21 protein-coding genes are annotated in these 20,596 nt (G+C 73.7%); 11 read left to right on the top strand and 10 right to left on the bottom strand.

Annotation, left to right across the window (positions count from 1 at the left end; genetic code table 11):
* Positions 1–118 precede the first annotated feature (118 nt).
* Genes HDG69_RS19495 through HDG69_RS01690 form a run of 4 tightly spaced genes read left to right on the top strand, consistent with a single transcriptional unit; the run spans position 119 to position 3,948 of the window.
* Positions 119–1,387, top strand: coding sequence for a histidine kinase (locus tag HDG69_RS19495; protein ID WP_171782056.1), 1,269 nt, complete (start codon positions 119–121; stop codon positions 1,385–1,387).
* Positions 1,384–2,061, top strand: a complete 678-nt coding sequence (locus HDG69_RS01700) for a response regulator (RefSeq protein ID WP_171782055.1) — start codon at positions 1,384–1,386, stop codon at positions 2,059–2,061. Before HDG69_RS19495 ends, HDG69_RS01700 begins: the two co-directional genes overlap by 4 nt.
* A 43-nt stretch (positions 2,062–2,104) precedes the next feature.
* Complete coding sequence (locus HDG69_RS01695; protein WP_171782054.1) at positions 2,105–3,100, top strand: phosphotransferase; 996 nt, start codon at positions 2,105–2,107, stop codon at positions 3,098–3,100.
* A gap of 32 nt (positions 3,101–3,132) precedes the next feature.
* The gene (locus HDG69_RS01690; RefSeq protein WP_171782053.1) at positions 3,133–3,948 is read left to right on the top strand and encodes an SDR family NAD(P)-dependent oxidoreductase; all 816 of its coding nucleotides are present in this window, start codon (positions 3,133–3,135) and stop codon (positions 3,946–3,948) included.
* Positions 3,949–3,951: 3 nt separating this feature from the next.
* Here the strand turns inward: HDG69_RS01690 and HDG69_RS01685 are convergent, their stop codons facing one another.
* A complete protein-coding gene (locus tag HDG69_RS01685; protein ID WP_171782052.1) occupies positions 3,952–5,946 on the bottom strand; it encodes an NHL domain-containing thioredoxin family protein in 1,995 nt (664 codons plus the stop codon).
* A gap of 150 nt (positions 5,947–6,096) precedes the next feature.
* Between HDG69_RS01685 and HDG69_RS01680 the strand changes: the two genes are divergently transcribed.
* Positions 6,097–6,564 carry a hypothetical protein gene (locus HDG69_RS01680; protein ID WP_171782051.1) on the top strand — a complete coding sequence of 156 codons (468 nt, stop codon included), beginning with the start codon at positions 6,097–6,099 and terminating at the stop codon, positions 6,562–6,564.
* Between the two features lie 129 nt (positions 6,565–6,693).
* Here HDG69_RS01680 and HDG69_RS01675 read toward each other — a convergent pair whose 3' ends face one another.
* From HDG69_RS01675 to HDG69_RS01660, 4 genes are all read right to left on the bottom strand, one after another.
* Entirely contained in the window at positions 6,694–7,215 is a 522-nt protein-coding gene (locus tag HDG69_RS01675) for a hypothetical protein (RefSeq protein WP_171782050.1), read from the bottom strand.
* Positions 7,216–7,631: 416 nt separating this feature from the next.
* Positions 7,632–8,297, bottom strand: a complete 666-nt coding sequence (locus tag HDG69_RS01670) for a response regulator (protein ID WP_171782049.1) — start codon at positions 8,295–8,297, stop codon at positions 7,632–7,634.
* Positions 8,294–10,276 (bottom strand): ATP-binding protein, encoded by a 1,983-nt coding sequence (locus tag HDG69_RS19490; RefSeq protein ID WP_171782048.1) that lies wholly within the window; start codon positions 10,274–10,276, stop codon positions 8,294–8,296. The genes HDG69_RS01670 and HDG69_RS19490 overlap by 4 nt, the downstream gene beginning before the upstream one ends.
* A gap of 65 nt (positions 10,277–10,341) precedes the next feature.
* On the bottom strand, positions 10,342–11,037 hold the full coding sequence (locus HDG69_RS01660) for a hypothetical protein (protein ID WP_171782047.1): 696 nt from the start codon (positions 11,035–11,037) through the stop codon (positions 10,342–10,344).
* Between the two features lie 212 nt (positions 11,038–11,249).
* Between HDG69_RS01660 and HDG69_RS01655 the strand changes: the two genes are divergently transcribed.
* Positions 11,250–11,603, top strand: a complete 354-nt coding sequence (locus HDG69_RS01655) for an ion channel (RefSeq protein ID WP_171782046.1) — start codon at positions 11,250–11,252, stop codon at positions 11,601–11,603.
* A 13-nt stretch (positions 11,604–11,616) separates the two neighbouring features.
* On the opposite strand, the gene HDG69_RS01650 is transcribed toward HDG69_RS01655, so the two are convergent.
* Entirely contained in the window at positions 11,617–11,838 is a 222-nt protein-coding gene (locus tag HDG69_RS01650) for a hypothetical protein (RefSeq protein ID WP_171782045.1), read from the bottom strand.
* A gap of 115 nt (positions 11,839–11,953) precedes the next feature.
* Here HDG69_RS01650 and HDG69_RS01645 point away from each other — a divergent pair, with 115 nt between their 5' ends.
* Complete coding sequence (locus HDG69_RS01645) at positions 11,954–12,796, top strand: aldo/keto reductase (RefSeq protein WP_171782044.1); 843 nt, start codon at positions 11,954–11,956, stop codon at positions 12,794–12,796.
* Between the two features lie 123 nt (positions 12,797–12,919).
* On the opposite strand, the gene HDG69_RS01640 is transcribed toward HDG69_RS01645, so the two are convergent.
* Together HDG69_RS01640 and HDG69_RS01635 are read right to left on the bottom strand one after the other, a co-directional pair.
* Entirely contained in the window at positions 12,920–13,753 is an 834-nt protein-coding gene (locus tag HDG69_RS01640) for an ABC transporter permease (protein WP_171782043.1), read from the bottom strand.
* Positions 13,750–14,748: an ABC transporter ATP-binding protein gene (locus HDG69_RS01635; RefSeq protein ID WP_171782042.1), complete on the bottom strand. Its 999-nt coding sequence runs from the start codon at positions 14,746–14,748 to the stop codon at positions 13,750–13,752. The genes HDG69_RS01640 and HDG69_RS01635 overlap by 4 nt, the downstream gene beginning before the upstream one ends.
* A gap of 105 nt (positions 14,749–14,853) precedes the next feature.
* Between HDG69_RS01635 and HDG69_RS01630 the strand changes: the two genes are divergently transcribed.
* Entirely contained in the window at positions 14,854–15,606 is a 753-nt protein-coding gene (locus HDG69_RS01630; protein ID WP_171782041.1) for a TetR/AcrR family transcriptional regulator, read from the top strand.
* Positions 15,607–15,618: 12 nt separating this feature from the next.
* On the opposite strand, the gene HDG69_RS01625 is transcribed toward HDG69_RS01630, so the two are convergent.
* Entirely contained in the window at positions 15,619–17,202 is a 1,584-nt protein-coding gene (locus HDG69_RS01625; protein WP_171782040.1) for an MFS transporter, read from the bottom strand.
* A 108-nt stretch (positions 17,203–17,310) separates the two neighbouring features.
* Here HDG69_RS01625 and HDG69_RS01620 point away from each other — a divergent pair, with 108 nt between their 5' ends.
* Positions 17,311–17,598, top strand: coding sequence for an HPr family phosphocarrier protein (locus HDG69_RS01620; RefSeq protein ID WP_171782039.1), 288 nt, complete (start codon positions 17,311–17,313; stop codon positions 17,596–17,598).
* On the opposite strand, the gene ptsP is transcribed toward HDG69_RS01620, so the two are convergent.
* A complete protein-coding gene (ptsP, locus tag HDG69_RS01615) occupies positions 17,579–19,252 on the bottom strand; it encodes a phosphoenolpyruvate--protein phosphotransferase (protein WP_171782038.1) in 1,674 nt (557 codons plus the stop codon). The two genes, HDG69_RS01620 and ptsP, sit on opposite strands and share 20 nt — an antisense overlap.
* A gap of 130 nt (positions 19,253–19,382) precedes the next feature.
* Between ptsP and HDG69_RS01610 the strand changes: the two genes are divergently transcribed.
* Entirely contained in the window at positions 19,383–19,835 is a 453-nt protein-coding gene (locus HDG69_RS01610; protein WP_171782037.1) for a PTS sugar transporter subunit IIA, read from the top strand.
* Positions 19,836–19,842: 7 nt separating this feature from the next.
* On the top strand, positions 19,843–20,559 hold the full coding sequence (locus HDG69_RS01605) for a UTRA domain-containing protein (protein ID WP_171782036.1): 717 nt from the start codon (positions 19,843–19,845) through the stop codon (positions 20,557–20,559).
* Positions 20,560–20,596: the final 37 nt, after the last annotated feature.

Genomic DNA, 20,596 nt, shown 5'->3' with positions numbered 1-20,596 from the left:
TCGACCGGCACGACCCGCGCCGTCGTCGCCCGGACGGATGATCCTGCCGCTCCCCCGCACCGCCGTGTACACCCTTCGACCGACGCGCAGATCCTCCGGCCGTGCTGGGATGGGAGTCGTGGACACCAGCGCACGCCGGGCGGACCTGCGCACAGCCCTGCTGACGTTCGTGGGCGGCCTGGTCACTCTCCAGGTGGGCCTCGTCGGCCTCACCCCGGACCTCGGGCTCCTCACGCCCGTCGAACCGCGGCCGTGGTGGCGCGTCGCCCTGCTGGGCGCCGGGTGCCTCCTCATCCTCGCCAAGCGCACCCATCCCCTCCTGGCGCTGGCGGGCGGCGTCTCCGTCACCCTGGTCGATCTCGCGTGGGGCGGCAGCCTGGCGATCCTCCTGGTGCTCTGGGACCTGCTGTACGCCGCCGCCCTGTGGTCGTCGCGCCGGGCCCGGACCGCCCTGTGGACGACGGCGGCGGTCCTCAGCGTCGCGGGTGCCGTCGTCGCCGGGGAGGCCACGCGGAGCCTGCAGGTCTTCGTCTTCGCGGGCATCCAGCTCGGCGCGATCCTGCTCGTGCCGATGTGGTGGGCCGACAACGTCCGGCAGAAGACCGAGCTCGCGGAGCTGGAGCGTGCCCGCGCCGACGAGGCGGCACGTGCCGCCGAGCTCGAGCGCCGACGCGCCGCCGACCTCGACCGGCTCGCCACCGCACGGCGGCACGAGGCGGTCCAGGCGGAACGAGCGGCGATGGCACGCGACCTGCACGACGTCGTCGCCTCGCACCTGTCCAGCATCGCCCTGCACGCGGGAGCCGCGCTGGCGGGCACGCCGGACACCCGTCGGGACCGCGAGGCCCTGGACCAGGTGCGCCACAGCGCGGTCGAGTCGCTGACGGAGATGCGGTCGATGATCGAGCTGCTGCGTGCCGACGCGCCCCGCGACCCCGTGTCCGCCCCGGAACGCATGGACCGCCTCGACCGGCTCGTGGAGACGGCCCGCTCGTGGGGCCACGAGGTGCTGGTCGACGACCCCGACCGCCTGGCGGACGAGCCGTGGCCCACCGCGGTGAGCCAGGCCATGCACCGCATCGTCCAGGAAGCCCTGACCAACGTCCGCAAGCACGCACCCGGCAGCGCGGTGCGTCTGACGTTGCGCCGGTCGGCCGACGGCCCGTTGCGGCTCGAGGTCGTCAACGCGCTGTCCGCGACGACCACCCAGCCCCTCGCGCCCGAGGTGCTCAGCGCCGGCGACGGGCTGCTGACCATGCGGGAGCGTGCCGAGGCCCTCGGTGGCACGTTCTCCGCGGTGCCGACGTCCACCGGGCCGGAGCACGACCCGCAGGACCGCTGGGTGGTCCGGGTCGAGCTGCCGCTGCACGACAGGACCGTGGCATGACGGCACCCCACCCCGTCCGGGTGCTCGTCGCGGACGACCACGCCGCCATCCGGGCAGGCCTGCGGCTGCTGCTGCAGACCGCAGACGACGTCGAGGTCGTCGGCGAGGCGGCCGACGGGGACGCGGCCGTGACGATGGCGCGGGCGCTGCGCCCCGACGTCGTGCTCATGGACCTGCGGATGCCCGGCACGGACGGCCTCTCCGCGACGCGCACCATCGTCGGAGGAGGGTTGGCCGACGTGCTGGTCCTCACCACCTTCGACCTGGACGAGTACGTGGACGGCGCGCTGCAGGCGGGCGCGGCGGGCTTCCTGCTCAAGTCCGCCGAGCCCGCCGACCTGCTGCGCGCCGTGCGGCAGGTCGCCGCCGGCGACGGGGTGCTCGCCCCCGAGGTGACCCGTCGAGTGCTGGCCCGGCTCAGCGCGGCGACCGCGCCGTCGTCGTCCGCCCCGGGACCACCCGTGCCCGCCGACCCGCGGGTCGGCGGGCTGACGCCCCGCGAGACGGACGTGCTCGCCGCGCTGGGCCGAGGACTGTCGAACCAGGAGATCTCCGCCCGGCTGGTCATCTCCGAGGCCACCACGAAGACGCACGTGTCGCGGGTGCTGACCAAGCTGCAGGTGTCCTCCCGGATGCAGGCCGCCGTGGTCGCGCGCGAGTGCGGCCTGGCGTGACGCGACCCTTCCGGGCCGGTGGGCGCGCGGCTAGGCTCGACGGGTGCTGACCAAGACCACCGTCACCGAGGACCAGGTCGCCGCCGTGCTGGCATCCCTCGGGACCGTGCGGGGCGTCGAGCCCCTGGCGGGCGGTCTGTTCGCCACCGTGCTGCGCGCCGACCTGACCGACGGCCGCCAGGTCGTGGTGAAGGTGACCGGCGCGGACACCGCTCGGCTGCTGCGCTACGAGCACGGGATCGCGGGCACGGAGGCGCACGCCTACCTGCTCGCCCGCCGGGCCGGTCTGCCCGTGCCGGCGCTCCTGCACACGGACCGCAGCCGGGAGCACGTCGACGGGGACGTCCTGGTGACCGAGCACGTGCCGGGTGTCCTCTGGCACCAGGCGGGCCTCGACGGCGAGACCACCCGTCGGGTGCGTCGGGAGCTCGGCCGCTTCATGGCCGGTCTGCACCGGATCACGGGCGATCGCTTCGGCTACCCGGCCCCGGAGTCCGGGCTCGGCCGGGCGACGTGGCCGGAAGCGTTCGCCGCCATGGTCGAGGCCGTCCTGGACGACGCCGTGCGCTGGGACGTCCCGCTGCCGCACGGCCGCCTGCGGGCCGCCGTCGACGCCCACGCCGAGGTGCTGGCGACCGTCACGACGCCGCGCCTGGTGCACGCCGACCTGTGGCCGGGCAACATCCTGCTGGACCCCGCCGGCCACGGGCTGGCCGCCGCGCTCGACGCCGAGCGCGCCCTGTGGGGAGACCCTCTGTTCGAGATGGTCGGCGCCGACCAGCTCGGGGCCGGTGCCGTGGACCCCGACGTGCTCGGCGGCTACCGGGACGCCGGCGGCGACCTCGGTCTCGGTGACGGGACGCCCGGACACGGCGACCCGGCCGCCTGGACGCGGCTGCGCCTGTACCGGGCCTACTTCGCCTGCCTGCTCGTGGTCGAGGTCGTGCCGCGCGCCTACTCGGGCGACTGGGTCACCGGGTACGTGGGGACGTCCCGTGCGAATCTCGAGCGGATGCTCGACGAGCTCGAGGCGGCCTGATCCGCCTGCCGACCGACACCACCGGAGGGTCCGTGCCCCGCACCATCGTCATCACCGGGGCGAGCGACGGGATCGGTGCCGCCGCCGCCCGACGGCTCGTGCGGCACGGGCACCAGGTCGTCCTCGTCGGTCGCTCGGCGGAGAAGACGGCGGCCGTCGCCGACGAGCTCGGCGTCCCGTCCTTCGTGGCGGACTTCGCCGAGCTGGCCCAGGTGCGCCGCCTCGCCGAGGAGCTGCTGGGCGCCTGCCCGCGGATCGACGTGCTCGCCAACAACGCCGGCGGAATCATGGGCGACCGCACCCTGACCGTGGACGGTTACGAGAAGACGTTCCAGGTCAACCACCTGGCGCCGTTCCTGCTCACCGAGCTGCTGATGCCCGCGCTGGTGGCCGGGCGGGCCACGGTGATCCAGACCGCCAGCCGGGCCGCGCAGGTGTTCAGCCGGTTCGACGTCGACGACCTGCAGAACGCCGAGCGCTACGCCCCGCACCGGGCGTACGGCAACGGCAAGCTGGCCAACATCCTGTTCACCGAGGAGCTGCAGCGCCGGTACGGCGACCAGGGGATCAGCGCGGTCGCCTTCCACCCCGGGGTGGTCGCCACCGGCTTCGCGGGCGACACCACGCACGTCCTGCGGCGGATCTACCACGGGCGGCTCAAGCGGCTGTTCACCGTCAGCCCGGAGCGCGGCGCCGACCAGCTCGTCTGGCTGGCGGAGGGCACACCCGGGGAGACCTTCGCCCCCGGGGCGTACTACGAGCACCGCCGGATCACGACGGGCGTCCGGCGCAAGGCCGACCCTGGCGCGGCGCGCGAGCTGTGGGAACGTTCCGCCGCGATGGTGTGACCCCTACGCCCCGCGCAGCGGGAGCGTCAGGGTGGCGCCGCCGTCGGGCACGACGCGCACCGGTACGCCCCAGTCCTGCTGGGCGAGGTGGCAGGCGGGGAACACGTCCGGGTCCGGCTCGCCGTCGGGGCCCAGGGGCACCTCGTCGCAGGAGGCCGCCTTCGCGGTGACGTGCAGGACTCCCTCGGGCACCTCAGGGTTGATGCGTAGGTCGCGGCTCAACGCGGTGCCGCCGCCCGCGCCGTCGAGCAGCAGCTCGGGAGGTGTGGCGCTGACCTGCAGCTCGGTGGAGGGTCCGAACCGGTCGTCGAGCTTCTGGCCCGGCGCGGGGGTGAACGGCACGTCCAGCAGCAGCTCGCCCGGGGCGACGTCGGTGGCCGTGCGGGCGACGCGGTGCGCGCCGCCGTCGAGCACCTCCCCGGCGAGGTCGGCGGGCAGCGCGACCCGGGTGAGCCGGTGCGCGGCGGACTCGACCACCAGCAGGTGGACGGTGCCGCCGTCGGCGTCGGCCTGCACGACGACGTCGCTCGGCTCGGCGAGGCCGGTCGCCAGGGTGGTGACCTCGCCTGCGGTCGGGTCGTACCGGCGCAGCGCGCCGTTGTACGTGTCGGCGACGACGACGCTGCCGTCGGGCAGCGTGGCCACGCCCAGCGGGTGCTGCAGCAGGGCCTGCGCGGCCGGGCCGTCGCGGTGCCCGAAGTCGAACAGCCCCTGCCCGACGGCGGTGGTCACCCGGACGCCCGAGCCGCCGTCGGGTGCGACGTGGCGCAGCGCGGAGGTCTCGGCGTCGGCGAGCCAGAGGCCGCCGTCGGGTCGACCGTCGGCATCGAGCGACGGTGCGAGGCCGGACGGCTGCGCGAACCAGGCGCCGTCGCCGCCGCCGTCCTCGAGACCCTCGTTCATCGTGCCGGCGAGCAGCCGGAGCGAACCCTGCTCGTCGTCGAACATCCACAGCGTGTGGTTGCCCGCCATCGCGACGACGAACGCGGCCAGGTCCGGCGACCAGGCCACGTCCCAGGGCGAGGAGAGGTTGACCCAGGTGGGTGGGTACTGGTCGCCCGTCTCGTGCGCCCGGGGCGCCTCGTCCGGCGCGGCGACGTTCTCCTGCCCGCCGACCATGTACTGCCGACCCGTCCCCGCGACCGTGTACACCTGACCGGAGTCGAGATGTACACCGCGCAGCGCATGGTTCACGGTGTCGGCGACCAGCACGTCGTAGCCGAGGCGGGCGCGTAGCTCGGAGGGGACCAGGCACAGCCCGTTCGGCTCGCTGAACCGGGCCGCGTGGCTCCCGTCCGTCGAGGGTCCGCCGTCGACGAACCCGCGCTCGCCCGAGCCGATGCGCCGCACCAGGGTCTCGCCGTCGGGCGCCAGCTCGGCCAGCGAGTGGTGGCCGGCGTCGGCCACGAGCAGGTTGCCACCCGGCAGCTGCACCGCCTCGGCCGGGAACCGCAGGGTGCTCGGCTCGGGTGTGGGCGGCACGTACGGGCCGTCACCCCGGTGCAGGGTGCCCTTGGCCTCGTGCTCGGCCACCAGCTCGTCCACGATCGCCGCGATCGCGGACGCGTGCCCCTCCCCCGCCATCTGCGCCACCACGTACCCCTCCGGGTCGACGACGACGAGCGTGGGCCAGGCCCGGGCGGTGTAGGCGTCCCAGGTGGTCAGCTCCGGGTCGTCCAGGACGGGGTGGCGCACGTCGTACCGCTCCACCGCCGCGGCCAGGGCGTCCGGGTCGGCCTCGTGCGCGAACTTCGGCGAGTGCACGCCGACGATGACGAGCTCCTCGCGGCGGGACTCCTCCAGCTCGCGCAGCTCGTCCAGGACGTGCAGGCAGTTGAGGCAGCAGAAGGTCCAGAAGTCGAGGATCACGACCTTCCCGCGCAGGTCCGCCAGCGCGATCTCCCGGCCACCGGTGTTCAGCCACCCACGGCCGACCAGCTCGGAGGCGCGGACACGGGGCAGGCGGGGGGAGGTAGCCACTCGGATATTCTGCGGCATCACGTGGGGTGACGACCGAGGCGCGGGGTCTTCACGGCGGCGCCGACCGGAGTGACACCGCGTCCCGGATGCCGGACCATGAGGACGGCCGGTCACCTGGACGACGGACGATGCAGGGTCCGTCGTCGCCGCGCCCGCCCCGGAGGAACGATGAGCACCGCGACCAGACTCGGACGAACCGGGCGCACCGTCGGCCCGAGTGTGATCCTCGCCCTCGCGCTGGCGATCGCCGCCTGCTCGCCGACCTCCGGCCAGGGCGAGCTCCGCGCGGACCTGGAGCCGCTCACCGACCGGTTCTCCGCGCTCGGAACCCCGGTGGGCGCGACGTGGGCGTCCGGCACCACGGGCGACCGCGAGGTCCCGGGCCCGACGACCTACTGGATCGACGCCGTCATTCAGGTCGACCCGGCGGTCGCGCAAGCCCTGGCGGCCGAGACCTCGCCGGTGGAGACGACTGATGCACCGGACGTCGTCGACGCCCTCGTGCCCGCCCTGCCTGACGGCCCGCTGCTCACCGGACCTGCCCTGGACGAGAGGTTCGCGGAGTCCGGTTTCGTCACGGCGGCGTATCTCGACGTCGACGATGCGACCCTCGTCCTTGTCGCGCTCGGCGAGTAAGACCCTCCGCGCCCGACGGCGCGACCATGCTGGGCGGGCGAGGATCGCTGCTGCGACGGTTCGGGTGAGGCGGCTCTCGACCTGGGCTGGCTCCACGGAAGCCGGGGGCAGACCAGAGCCTCCATCAGATCAGGGTGATCCAGTCAGGCGCCCCCGAGGAGTCGGTTCAGGCTCCTCGAACCTCTCGGTCTCCGCGCCCTGCGCCTCGTGGTGCAGCATGATGACGACCTCGCGAACCTGCCCGAGCTCGGTGAAGTCAAGGCGATGGAGGAGTCCGGACAGGTCCTTCGAGGGTCTCGTCGCTCTTGACCGCACGCTGGCCGGGCGCAGGCCCACGTTGCCCTCCTTCGGGGACGCATCCCTCTCCTCGCCCACGGCCTTCGAGTACCGCTTGCGCACGGCTTCACCCGAGACGCCGAGAGTCTCGCCGATCTGGTCCCAGGACATGCCTTCGCCCTTGGCTTCCACGACAGCGAGGCGGAGGTCCCGCTCCGCGTACGACCGCCGCATCGCAGCGAGGGCCAACTTGCTCCGGGTCGACGGTTCGCGGAACATCCTGCGGTCGCCGTCGTCCTCGAACTGCGCGGCGAGATCCTCGCCGTAGGCAATCAGCTCTTCCAGTGTGCGCGCCACTTCGATCACCGCCTCCATCCACCTCTGTCACGAAGAGGTCGGATCGGATGATCCGCTCCAGGTCGCCCTCGTCGTAGTCGAGGTCGTGCTGCCTCTTGAGCGCGGACGCGGCGAAGACAACCTCGGGCTGTCCGTCCACGCTTCCCACAGACGTTGGCACCTGCCGGACATCAAGGCCGGCCGACTTCTGTGGACCGACAGCGCCTCGACGGCTCCGACCACGTGGACCCGCACCGGGACGCCGTCGACGTGCTCGAGCGTGTGGCGCAGCGCGCTCTTGGCTGTTCGCGCCTCGCCCCTCGTCTTCCCCCAGTCGGTGACGCCCGCCCGCATCGAGGAGAGCTTCCAGATCTTCGACGTCGAGCTCCGGGGCGGACGTCGCGGACATCACGGCGCTGGACCGTGGCGAGCGCACCGGCTCGCCCCCGGACCGGTCACGCCGTCCCGAGCCCCTCCTCTCGCGCACGGACGATCGCCGCGGCCCGGTCGCGCACCGCGAGCTTGGTGAGCACGGCGGAGACCGTGTTGCGCACCGTCTTGGGGCTCAGCGACAGCCGGTGGGCGATCGCGCTGTTGTCCAGGCCGGCGGCGACGAGATCCAGCACCTCGCGCTCACGAGCCGTCAGCTGGGGGAACGGCATGCGCACGGCCGCACCACCGCCGACGACGTAGGCCATCGCACGCTCCGCCACGGTCGGCGAGAGGATCATCGCGCCGTCGGCCACCGCGAGGACCGCCCGCTCGACCTCGGCAGGGCTCGCCGACTTCACGAGATAGCCGCGCGCCCCGGCCCGCACGGCGGACACCACGGCGTCGTCGGTCTCGTGCATCGTCACCACGAGAACGCGGACGTCCGGCCGTGCCCGGACGAGGTCACGGGTGACCTCGACGCCGGACCCGTCCCCGAGGTCGACGTCCATGAGCACGACGTCGACGCTCGAGCCGTCGCCCGACCCGAGCCCGAGGAGTCCCCGTGCCTCGGCGGCGGACGCGGCCTGCCCGACGACCTCGATCCCGGCGAGCGAGTCGAGCAGCGCGACCATGCCCAGCCGGAAGACCGGGTGATCGTCGACGACAGCGACGTGCACGGGCGGGCTCATCGCACCCCCTCGATCGTCCCGCCGACGCCGGCCCCCCGGCCGGGCTCGAGCGGCAGCTCGACGCGGACCCGTGTTCCCGGGTCTTCGGCGGTGTGGTCGAGCGGCTCGACCACGAGCCGGCCACCGAGCTCCTCGGCACGCTCACGCATCGACCGGGACCCGACACCGGGCCGTGCCTCTGCCCGGATGCCACGTCCGGCGTCCTCGCACGTCACGACGAGGGTGTCGGCGGTCACCTCGACGGTGAGCCGGCACTCGTCCGCGCCGGAGTGTCGTGCCGCGTTGACCACGGCCTCGCTCGCGATCCCGTACGCGGCGGCGGCGACACGGGGGTCGAGCCCGGTGCACGGCTCGCACCGCAGGTCGACGACGAACCCGGCGACCGCCTGCCGGCCCGCCAGCTCACCGAGCGCAGCCTCCAGGCCGAGGTCGTCCAGCGACGGCGGCAGCAGGCTGCGGGAGAGCATGCGGACATCCTCCACCCGACGGCGGACCTCCGCACCGAGCACGTCGAGGACCTCGGCAGCGGCCTGCGGGTCGACCTCGACCGTGTTGCGAGCACCCTGGAGACCGAGGCGGAGGCCGTTGAGCCACGGGCCGATCCCGTCGTGGAGCTCCCGGCGGATCACCCGCCGCTCGGCCAGCCGGGCCCGCGTGGTCGCGTCCCGGGCGTCCTCGAGCTCACGCGTGGCCTGGGCGAGCGCGAGGCCTGCGCCCACGACGGGCAGGATCTGGTCGAACGCCTCCCGGGTGCGTCGGTCGAGCCGTTCGCCCGCACGCGGCCGGGCGCGCACCCGGCCCAGCAGGCGCCCGCCGTGCTCGACGTCGAGCACCGTCTCGGCGGACGCGGCGTCGGGCTGCGGACCGACGGTGGACTGCCCTGCGGGCCACTCGATCGTCACCGACTCGAGGCGCAACGCCTCGCGCACCCCGGCTCCGAGCGTGCTCACCAGGTCTGTCGCCTCCGCCGTCGCCGCGAGGCGGCGGCCGACACTGAGCGCCGCGTGCCCGGCATCGTCGGCGTCCCCGTAGACGAGCGTGCGGACCCGGCTCCGCAGCCAGGAGTGCAAGGGCTGGACGGCGACCGCCACACCGACCGCGGCGACGACCTGGACCGCCGGCCCGTCGACGATCGTCGCAGCGACCACGACGACGGTGCCGTACACGACTGCGAGGCCGACCGCGAGCATCGCGGCGACCGTCGCCCGCGACAGCACGAGGTCGATGCCCCACAGCCGGTTGCGCAGGATGCACACGAGGATCGCAGCGGGGAACAGCGCCTGGCACGCCAGGTGGGTGAGCGGCAGCGCATAGGTCACCTGGGGCGAGGCCCACGTCACCAGCAGCGGGAGGAAGGACAGCGCCATGAGGGCGGTGCCGAGCGCGAGGAGACCGAGTCCGCGCCGGTCGGAGACCGGCCCGCGCCGCCAGCGCCACGCGGTCGCACCCGCCGTGACGAGTCCCATGACCACCACGCCGACGATCGCAGGGCGAGGGTCCGAGCCGACCAGGAGGAACGCGACGATCGAGGTGACGCCTCCCGCCGCGCCGAGCATGCCGGCCGGCCCGGGTCGGCCTGATCGGACGAACCACGGCAGGACGACGAACAGCCCGACCGTGCCCGGGACCCACGCCCAGCCGTAGGCGTCGGCGAGCCGCTCGAGGGGCGGCAGCGCGGGATGCGTGGACGCGTAGCTGCGCCACCCGCCACCGAGCGCGGCGATCCCGCCGCCGAGTGCCGCGAGCGCCGTCAGCCAGCCGACGACGTGCGGCCGACGGGCCAGGACCACGGCGGCGACCGTCCCGTAGACGAGCGCGACGGAGGCGTCGACGACGACGAAGAGCAGGTCCCCGAGCAGCACGGTGACACCGGAGGCGAGCTGCAGCACGAGCCCGGACAGGCCGAGCAGCCACGCGAGGGCGCCGACCACCCACGCGGTGCGGGGCATCCCGGCGCGGCCGGGCCGGGGCTCGGCCACGGACTCACGGTAGGTCCGCGGCCGAGCCTCCGGCCAGGTCCTCGGCAGAACCTCACCCGGTGCGTTCAGCGCCGGTCCCCGAGAGCGAACCCGAGCGCGGTGACGAGCAACCACACCGGGGCGACGAAGCCGGCGAGGTACTGGAAGGGCGAGACTCCGGCCAGGAGCGCGATGCCACCGAGCGCGAGCCCGACGACGCCGATCCATCGGGGGGCCGCCCCGTGCCGCAGGGCGGCGAGGCCGAGCGAGACGCCCGCGAGCCCGGCCCCGACCCAGAGCCACGGGATCGTGGCGACCCAGTCGCTGTAGAACGCCCCGGACTCGACCACCATCGTGCTCGGCTCGGTGACCGCGAACATGAACTGGGTGTCGAGCCCGGAGCCGAGCAGACCGGCGACCGAGGTCAGGACCAGGCCCCATGCCGCGACGGTGGGCAGCAGCGAGCCGGCGGGCGCCTGGGCGTCGAGGCGTCGCCGGAGGCCCGCGGCGAAGACGAGCAGCAGCAGGGCGCAGACGATCGTCGTCGTGTGGAAGAGCAGCAGCGTGCCGGTGCGGCCACCGAGGTCGGTGACCACCGCCTCGGCGTCGCCGGCGACGGCCTCCCAGTTGGCGCTGAGCGCCATCGAGGCCTGGATCGACACGATGCCGAGGACGCCGGCGGCGACGCCGGTCCATGCCCAGGCCCGGCGGGACGGACGTGCGGTGCGGCGCGACGTCGTGGCTGCGGTGGACGGTGCGGTGGTGGGGGTGCTGGGGTGCACGGGAACGGTCCTTCCTGGTGCGGCCGCAGCGGGTTGCCGCGGACTGGTCGCTAGGGAAGGACGATCCGGCGGGAGGTGTCCCGGGCACCAGGGGTGGCTGTCCCGGGCTGCCGGGCGACCGACCGGTCCAGGGATGAGCTGCGGCGAGGGCACCCGGCCTCGCGGCGCGGCTCCGGCGTGCCTGCGACCGCCCGCACGCCTAGCGTCCGAGGGTGAGCTGGACACTGACGGGCCTGGGCGCCGTGGTCGACGCGCTCTACCTCTCGCTGGTCTCCCTCACGACGGTGGGCTACGGCGACATCACCCCGCTGACGCCGTGGCTGCGGATCGCCGCGCCGGTCGAGGGCCTCCTCGGCTTCGCGCTGCTCACGGCTGCGGTGTCCTGGGTGCTGCAGGTCTACCCGGCGCTGACCCGCCGGCGCGTCCGTCGGATGGGCAGCGTCCTCGAGGATGCGCTCGACGAGCTCGCCCGGGTGCTCGACGACCAGTTCCTGCACGTGGGTGGCGGCACCGAGCGCATCGTGGACGCCTTCCGGGAGGATCACGGCGTCGACGCGGAGGCCTGAGCCGGCCGGGCGGCTACAGCGCCTCGACGGCTCCGACCACGTGGACCCGCACGGGAACGCCGTCGACGTCGGGCGGCACGTCCTTGCGCGCGCTCACGCTCTGCACGTTGACCTGCAGCACCCAGTCGTGGTCGTCGCCGCGCTGCGTGAGCCCGACGCCGCACACGCCGTCGACGTGCTCGAGCGTGTGGCGCAGCGCGCTCTTGGCTGTTCGCGCCTCGTCCCTCGTGACCATCAGGCACCTCCCGGTGTCCTTCCATTGTGCCCCCGACCGGTGCACGGAGGACAGGGCGGGGCGCGCCGACGTTCGTCACTCGCGTCCGGACGCCCGATGTGCGCAGGATGGGCCGATGAGCAACGAGCCGATCCCCACCGTTCCTCTCAACAACGGCGTCGCGATCCCGCAGCTCGGGTTCGGGACCTTCAAGATCCCGCCGGAGCAGACGCGCGACGTCGTCACGACCGCCCTGGAGGTCGGCTACCGGCACATCGACACCGCGCAGATGTACCGCAACGAGCGCGGGGTGGGCGAGGCGCTGGCCGCCTCCGGCCTGGCCCGCGACGACCTGTTCGTCACGACCAAGCTCAACAACGCCTTCCACGCGCACGACGACGCCCTGGCGGCCTTCGACCAGTCGTTGGAGGAGCTGGGGCTGGAGCACGTCGACCTGTTCCTGATCCACTGGCCGCTCCCGGCTGTGGACAAGTACGTCGAGGCGTGGGGCGCCCTGGAGGAGATCTACCGGTCCGGTCGTGCCCGGGCGATCGGGGTGTCGAACTTCCAGCCGAACCACCTGCGGCGCCTGATGGACTCCACGACGGTGGTGCCGGCCGTCAACCAGATCGAGGTCCACCCGTGGCTGGGCAACGAGGACGTCCGAGCGGTGAACGCCGAGCACGGCATCGTCACCGAGGCGTGGTCGCCGCTGGGCCGCGGGCGCCTCCTGGAGGACCCCACGATCATGCGCATCGCCGAGAACGTCGGCAAGACGCCCGCCCAGGTGGTGCTGCGCTGGCACGTGCAGCGCGGTGACGTCGTCTTCCCCAAGTCCGTGACGCCCGCCCGCATCGAGGAGAACTTCCGGATCTTCGACGTCGAGCTCTCCGAGGCTGACGTCGCGGACATCACGGCGCTGGACCGCGGCGAGCGCACCGGCTCGCACCCGGACGAGATGAACAACACCGGCCGCTGAGCTCCGCCCCCTGCCGAGCGTTGTGGGCGGGAAATCTGGGTCCGGAAAAGGTGCATCAAGTGCAAAAAGGGCCAGATTTCCCGCCCACAGCGCTCAGCGGGGGTCGGGTGGGGTCGGGTCAGGTCAGGTGTGGCGACGGGTGGTGCGGACGCCGACCAGCAGCCCGCCCGCGCACGTCACGACGGCAGCCACCAGGCCCCAGAGCACCACGGGGTCGGTGACGTCGCCGGCGAACAGCGCCCGCTCCGCGTCCACGATGTAGGTCAGCGGGTTGAACCGCGCGGCGACCTGCATCCAGCCGGGGCCGGTCTCGAGCGGCAGCATCATGCCGGACAGGATGAGCAGCGGGAAGATCAGCGCCTGCTGCACCCCCCAGAACAGCCACTCGCGGTTCTTGGCGGCCAGGCCCAGCGCGTACGACAGCGCCCCGACGCCGATGCCGAAGATCCCCAGCAGCGCCAACGCGGCCACGGCGTGCAGCGGGTTGAAGCGGAACCCGAACGGCAGGCACAGCACCGCGATGAGCAGGCCCTGCACCACCAGCGGGGCGAACTCCTTGAGAGCGCGCCCGACGAGGATCGCCGAGCGGTCGAGCGGGGTCGCCAGCACCCGTTCGTAGGAGCCCGTCATCAGCTCGTACAGCAGGTTCGAACCGGTCATGGAGGTGCCGAACAGCGAGATCATGACGATCACGCCCGGCACGAACCACTGCAGCGTCTGTGCCGTGGTCATCCCGGTGTCGGCGAACGTCCCGGTGAGCAGCGGGGCGAACAACCCGAGGAACACCAGCGGCTGCAGCAGCGAGAAGATCAGCGTGAAGGGGTCGCGCAGCGTCAGCAGGATCTCGCGGGTGAACACCGCGCGGGTGTCGGTGACGAACTTGCCGGGCCCCGTGCGCACGACGATGCGGGGTTCCTCCCGCCTGGCGGTTCCGGTCGTCTGGGTCTGAGCACTCATGCTGCTGCCTCCTCGCGCAGGCTGCGGCCGGTGAGGTTGAGGAAGACGTCGTCGAGGCTGGCCTGCTTGGCGGTCGCCGACGTCGTGGTGAGGCCCGCGATCCGCAGCGCCTCGATCGCCTCGGGCAGCCGGTCGGCCCCGCGCGAGGTGGCCACCCGCACCCGCAGGCCGTCAGGCCCGTCCGGTGCGCCGTCGTCGGGCACGGTCACCTCCCCGGGGTGCGCCGTCCCCGGCCCGACGACGGCGGCGAGCGCCGTGCGGACGGCGTCCGGCGAGCCGCCGCGCACGTCGAGGGTGAGGACGTCGTCGGCGTGCTCGCGCTTGAGCACGTCCGGGCGGGCGTCGGCGATGATCTCGCCGTGGTCGATGACCACGACGCGCTCGGCCATGTCGTCGGCCTCGTCGAGGTAGTGCGTGGTGAGCACGATGGTCATGCCGTAGCGCTCGCGCATCGCGGTGATGTGGCCCCACAGGTTGGCGCGCGAGTGCGGGTCGAGGCCGGTGCTGGGCTCGTCGAGGAAGAGCAGCGGCGGGTGGTTCATCAGCCCGAGGGCGACGTCGAGCCGTCGGCGCTGACCGCCGGAGAGCGACTGCACGGTCCGCTTCTCGAGCCCGTTCAGCTCGAGCGCCTCGACCAGGTCGCTCGCCCGGCGCTTGTACTCGGCAGGCGTGAGCCCGTAGAAGCGCCCCTGGTTGTGCAGCTCGTCGCGCACCTGGTAGCTGAACCCGCCCCCGTTGCCCTGGCCGATGAAGCCGAGCCGGGCGCGGACCTGCGCGGGGTGGGTGCCGACGTCGTACCCGGCGACGCTCGCGGTGCCGGCCGTGGGTTGCAGCAGGGACGTCAGCATCCGCAGGGTCGTGGACTTGCCCGCCCCGTTGGGGCCGAGGAAGGCGACGAGCTCGCCCTCCGTGACGTCGATGTCGACACCTTTCACCGCCTCGACCGTGTCCTTGCCCCGCGTGAAGGTCTTCGTCAGACCTCTCGCTCGGATCATCGCGACCCGCCTCTCGTACGTTGTACCGAAATGATGTCGAGACGTTAGCATACACTGTACGGAAATCGCGCGGAACCCCGGATACGGAAGCCTGGAGCAAGGTCCATGACGAGCAGCACGCCACCGTCCGCCAGCCCCGACGCCGCTCGGCGCCTCGCGCTGCTGTGGGACCCTCCGCAACCCTCGGGCCGCGGGCGCAAGGCCCGCCTCACCCTCGACGAGGTCGTCGCCGCCGGGACCGCCGTCGTCCACGAGACCGGCCTGGACGGCCTGTCCATGCGCAAGGTCGCCGCACAGCTCGGCGTCGGCGCCATGACGCTGTACACCTACGTCCCGGGCCGGACCGAGCTGGTCGACCTCATGATCGACCGCGCCTTCGGCGAGCTCTCCCTGCCCGAGCCCGGCCAGCCCTGGCGCGCGGCCCTCACCCGCCATGCCCGCGAGCACCGCGACCTCTACCTGCGGCACCCGTGGATCCTGCAGACCAACATGTGGCGCCTGCCCCTGGCCCCCCACGTGCTCGACGCCGAGGAGGCCGGACTGCGCATCCTCGCCGACGCCGGCCTGCCTCCCGCCCGGGTGGTCGAGCTCGTCGGGCTCGTCGACACCTACGTCCGCGGAGCCGCGCGCGCCGCCGTCGCCGAACGCTCCGAGGACACCGAGTCCGGCCAGAGCAACGACGACTACTGGGACTCCATGTCGGACTTCTGGACCACGTACTTCGACCCCCGGCGCTACCCCACCATGACCCGCATCTGGGAGGCGGGTGGCTTCGAGACCGGGCACGCGTCCTTCGACGCGACGCTCGACCGCCTGCTCGACGGGATCGAGCAGGCGATCGACCGCGCCGCCGTCTGAGACGACCGCCTCTCAGTGCTCCCCGGTCCCACCACCGGCCGGTACGTGGCGCAGCGTCACCAGGGCGACCACGCCGAGCGCGACGACCAGCACGGCGCACACCGCCGCCGCGACGTGCAGACCCGACGTGAACGCGTCGCGCGCCGTGTCGAGCAGCAGCGCACCCTGGTCGCCACCCAGGTCGGCGGCGACCGCCCGAGCGGCACCGAGGGTCTCCGTCGCGGCGTCGGGCACGTCTCCCAGGACGGGCGCGGACTCGACCATGAGGCCTCGGTAGACCGCGGAGCCGATGCTGCCCAGCACCGCGAGGCCGAGCGCACCGCCGAGCTCGTTGCCCGTCTCGGAGATCGCGGACGCAGCCCCGGCACGCTCCGGCGGGGCGGTGCTCAGCACGAGGTCCGTGCCCAGGACGGCGACCGGTGACAGCCCGACGAAGGCCGCCGCCGAGCCGAGCACGACGATCGGCAGCCCGGCCGCGGAGTCCGCGAGCAGGAGCAGCGCGAAGCCTCCGCTGCTGACGGCCAGCCCTGTCGCCATGACGAACGCCGGCCGGACCCTGCGAACCGCGGTGGCGGCACCGAGGGCGCCGACGATGCCGGCGACCGTCCCCGGAAGCGTCCACAGGCCTGCCGTGAGCGGGCTCAGGCCGGCGACGAGCTGCAGGTACTGCGCCACGAAGAGGTTGAAGCCCATCATCGCGAAGGTGCCGAGCGCGACCAGCGCCAGGGATGCGCTGAAGCTCGCCCGGGAGAACAGGGTGAGGTCGATCATCGGCACGCTGCGACGGCGCTGGCGGCGCGCGAACACCGCGAGCAGCCCGGCACCGACGAGCGTCGTGACCACCGAGGCGGCGCCGAGGCCGTAGAAGGCCAGCTCCTTGACGCCGTAGACCGTCGTGAGGATCGCGACGACGAGCAGCGCCGCGCTCGTCAGGTCGACGCGGCCCGGCGCCGGGTCCCGGTACTCGGGCAGCAGGCGAGGGCCGGCGACGAGCAGCAGCACCATGACAGGCACGCCGACGAGGAAGACCGAGCCCCACCAGAAGTGCTCGAGCAGGGCCCCGCCGACCAGCGGACCGATGGCGCCACCCACCATGAAGCTCAGCATCCACAAAGAGATCGCGAACGTGCGCTGCGCCGGGTCGTGGAACATGTTGCGGATCAGCGCGAGCGTGGACGGCATGAGCGTGGCGCCCGCGACACCGAGCAGGGCGCGGCTCAGGATGAGCAGCTCCGCGGTCGGCGAGAACGCCGCGAGGAGCGAGGCCACGAGGAAGGCCGCCGCGCCGATCAGCAGCAGGCGCCGTCGTCCGACCCGGTCCCCCAGGACACCCATCGGGATGAGGAACCCGGCGATGAGGAAGCCGTAGATGTCGGTGATCCACAGCAGCTGCGTCCCGCTGGGTGCCAGGTCTGCGGTGAGCTGCGGGACGGCCAGGTGGAGCACCGTCATGTCCATCATCAGGAGCATGGCCGGCAGCGCGAGGACCGCCAGACCGATCCACTCCTTGCGGCCCGCGCGGGGTGGGCCGCCCGTCGGGTGGTCGGACGCGGTCCGCGTCCTGGTCACGGGGGGTGCCCCGGTGTCGTCCGTCATCCTTGTGCCCTTCGTCGGTCCGTCCGCCGTGTCCCGGCGAGACCGAACCTAGAAGCTCAAGCGAGCTTGAGGTCAACAGGGGACTCTCGGATCGGGCAGGATGGCGCCATGGAACGCCACACCGTGGTCGCGATCCCCGAGGGTCTGCACGCGCGCCCCGCCGCGCTCTTCGCCCGCCTCGCCGCCGACCAGCCCGTCCCCGTCCGCATCTCCCGGGACGGGCGCCCGCCGGTGGACGCGGCGAGCATCCTGGCGGTCATGACCCTCGGCGCCGACGCCGGCACCACGGTGACGCTGACCGTCGACGTCCCTGACGACGCGGCTCAGGCGGAGACGGACCGCGCCCGCGACGCGCTCGACGCCCTCGAGGAGTTCCTCACAGACCCAGGTCGGTGAGGACCGGACGGATCGCGTCACGCACGGCGTTGCGCGCCTCCACCGGGTCGTCCTGGGCCAGGGCGAGGCGGGCCAGCTCGCGGCACTCGTCGAGCGTGACCCGGGCCAGCACCGCGGCGACGTCCGCCAGCGCCCTCGGGGTCATCGACAACGACCGCACGCCGAGCCCGACGAGCACCGGGCCCAGCGTCGCGTCCGCCGCCGCCTCGCCGCACACCCCCATCGGGCGACCGTGCGCGGCAGCGCCCTCGCAGGAGAGCCGCACGAGATCCAGCACGGCGGGCTGCCACGGGGTCGACAGCGCCGCCAGCTCGCCGAGCATGCGGTCGGCGGCGAGCGTGTACTGGATGAGGTCGTTGGTGCCCAGGCTCCCGAAGGCCGCGTGGGCGAAGACGTCCGCCGAGCGCAGCGCCGCGGCCGGCACCTCGATCATCACCCCGGCGGTCTTCAGCCCGTGCCGGGAGCAGGCCGCGACGAACTCCGCCGTCTCGGCCGCCGTGGCGACCATGGGTGCCATCACCCACACCTCGGCGTTCTCCGCCTCGGCGGCCGTGGCGATCGCCTGGAGCTGGCGGTCCAGCACCCCGGGCCGCGTCGCCGCGGTGCGCAGGCCCCGCACGCCCAGCGCAGGGTTGGGCTCACCGTCGCTGGTGACGAAGGGCAGCGGCTTGTCCGCCCCCGCGTCCAGGGTGCGGACCACGACCTTGCGGCGCGGGAACGCGGCGAGGACCCGGCGGTAGGCGGCGACCTGCTCGGAGACGGCGGGCTCCGTGCTGCGCCCGAGGAAGCAGAACTCGGTGCGGAACAGGCCCACACCCTCCGCCGAGGCCTCGATCGCGGCCTGCGCACCGGCGGGGTCCGCGACGTTGGCCAGCAGCTCGACCCGGGTGCCGTCCGCGGTGCGGCCCCGGCCGTCGAACGAGCGCCGGGCCGCCTCACGCTGCTGGGCCGCAGCCACCGTCTCGGGCGCGGGGTCGCGCACGACGATGCCGGCACCGCCGTCGAGCAGCACCGTCTCGCCGTCACGGATCTCCTCGGAGCCCCGCACGGCGACGACGGCCGGGATGCCGAGCGCCCGGGCCAGGATCGCGGTGTGCGACGTCGGACCGCCCCCGCTGGTCACGACCCCGAGGACGACGTCCGGGTCGAGCGTCGCGGTGTCCGCCGGCGCGAGGTCGTCGGCCACCAGCACGAACGGGTGGTCGGGACGCGGCACGCCGGGCGGGCGCACCCCGATGAGCTCGGCGACGATGCGGTCCCGCACGTCACGGACGTCGCGGGACCGCTCGGACAACGGCGGTCCCAGCTTCTCGAGCTGCTTGACCAGCGCCCGTGCCGCGTCCCAGATCGCTCGCTCCGGGGTGAGCCGGTCGGCGCGGACGAGGCGCTCGGCGTCGGCGGCGAGCGTCGGGTCCGCCGCGATCGCGGCGGTCACCGCGAGCAGGTCGGCCGCCGTCCCGGTCACCTGGCCCGCACGCTCGGTGAGGTCGTCGCGCACGGAGGCGGCAGCCGCGGCGAGCTGCTCGACGGCGGCCTCGACGTCGGCGCTCCCGAGCCGGGTCGTGCGGGGCTCCGGGACGGGATCGGGCATCGTGACGGCAGGCCCGGCCGCGCGTCCGGGGCTGACCGGCGCACCGGTGAGGGTCATGCTCATCGACAGTGACCTCCGTCCCCCGCGGGCACCGTCGTCCGACGGGCTCACGGGACCATTGGCTCGCACAGTGACCGATGCGGCACCCTGTGTCAATACACGGCACGCCGTAGGCCCGACCCCGAGGAGCCCGATGTCACTGCTCGTCCGCTCGCCCTTCGGCGGGACCGTCGTCCCCGTCGCCGACGTGCCCGACCCCGTGTTCGCCGAGGGGATGGTCGGCCCGGGCACCGCCGTCGAACCCACCGACGGCGCCGTCCTGGCCCCGGTCGACGGCCGGCTCGTCAAGGTGCACCCGCACGCCTGCGTCGTGCAGGTGCCGGACGGCCCGGCGGTCCTCGTCCACCTCGGCATCGACACCGTGAGCCTCGCCGGCGAGGGCTTCGCTCTGCACGTGACGGAGGGGGACACCGTCCGCACCGGCGACCTGCTCGTGGTGTGGGACCCGGCTGCGGTCCGCGAGGGCGGGCTGTCGACCCTGTGTCCCGTGGTGCTGCTGGAGGCCGCCCCGCAGGACGTCCGGCTGACCGCGACCCCCGGGACGGTGGTCGCCGCGGGCGACCCGTTGCTCGAGCTCGACCGATGAGGCGGCGGTGACCCAGAAGTCCGCCGCCGTCCGCACCTACCTGACCGGTCTGGTGCGCGACCTCACCGTGGGGGACGCGGTCCCCTCCGAGCGCGACCTCACCCGCGAGCTCGGCGTCTCACGGACCACCGTCCGCCAGGCGATCGACGCCCTCGTCATCGAGGGCGTCCTCGAGCGGGCCCAAGGCCGCGGCACGTTCGTCGCACCCCCGCGGGCCGACTTCGAGATGCGGCTGACGACCTTCGGCGAGGAGGTGCGCCGCCGCGGCATGACCCCGGCGTCCCAGGTGCTGGAGGCGCGCACCACCCCGTGCCCGGCCGCCGTCGCGGAGCTGCTCGCCCTGCCCGTCGGCGGCCCCGCCCACCGGGTGCTGCGCGTGCGGACCGCCGACGGCGAGCCGTGGGCCGTGGAGGACGCGTGGATCCCGGCGGGCCCCGCGCCGGACCTCCTCGACGACGGTGTGCCGGAGTCGCTGGACCAGGCGCTGCGGGACCGCGGGCACGTGCCGACCGGCGGGGAGGAGACCATCACCGCGGCGGACGCGACCGGCGCGGAGCGCCGGCTGCTGGCGATGACGACCACGCACGCGGTGATGCGCATCGAGCGGCGCACCTATGCCGACCGCACCCCGCTGATCCACTCCCGCTTCACCTACCGGGGTGACCGGTACAGCGTGTTCGTCCCGCTGGGCGAGGCACGCTCCCCCGTCCCCCGATGGGCCTGAGCCGCGACTGCGGGTGGTCCTGATCTGTCCGGCAGTC

This window comes from Isoptericola halotolerans (assembly GCF_013149785.1).
Taxonomy (GTDB): Bacteria; Actinomycetota; Actinomycetes; order Actinomycetales; family Cellulomonadaceae; genus Isoptericola; species Isoptericola halotolerans.
Note: the sequence above shows the minus strand (reverse complement) of the source record. Positions and strands in the feature narration are given on the sequence as shown.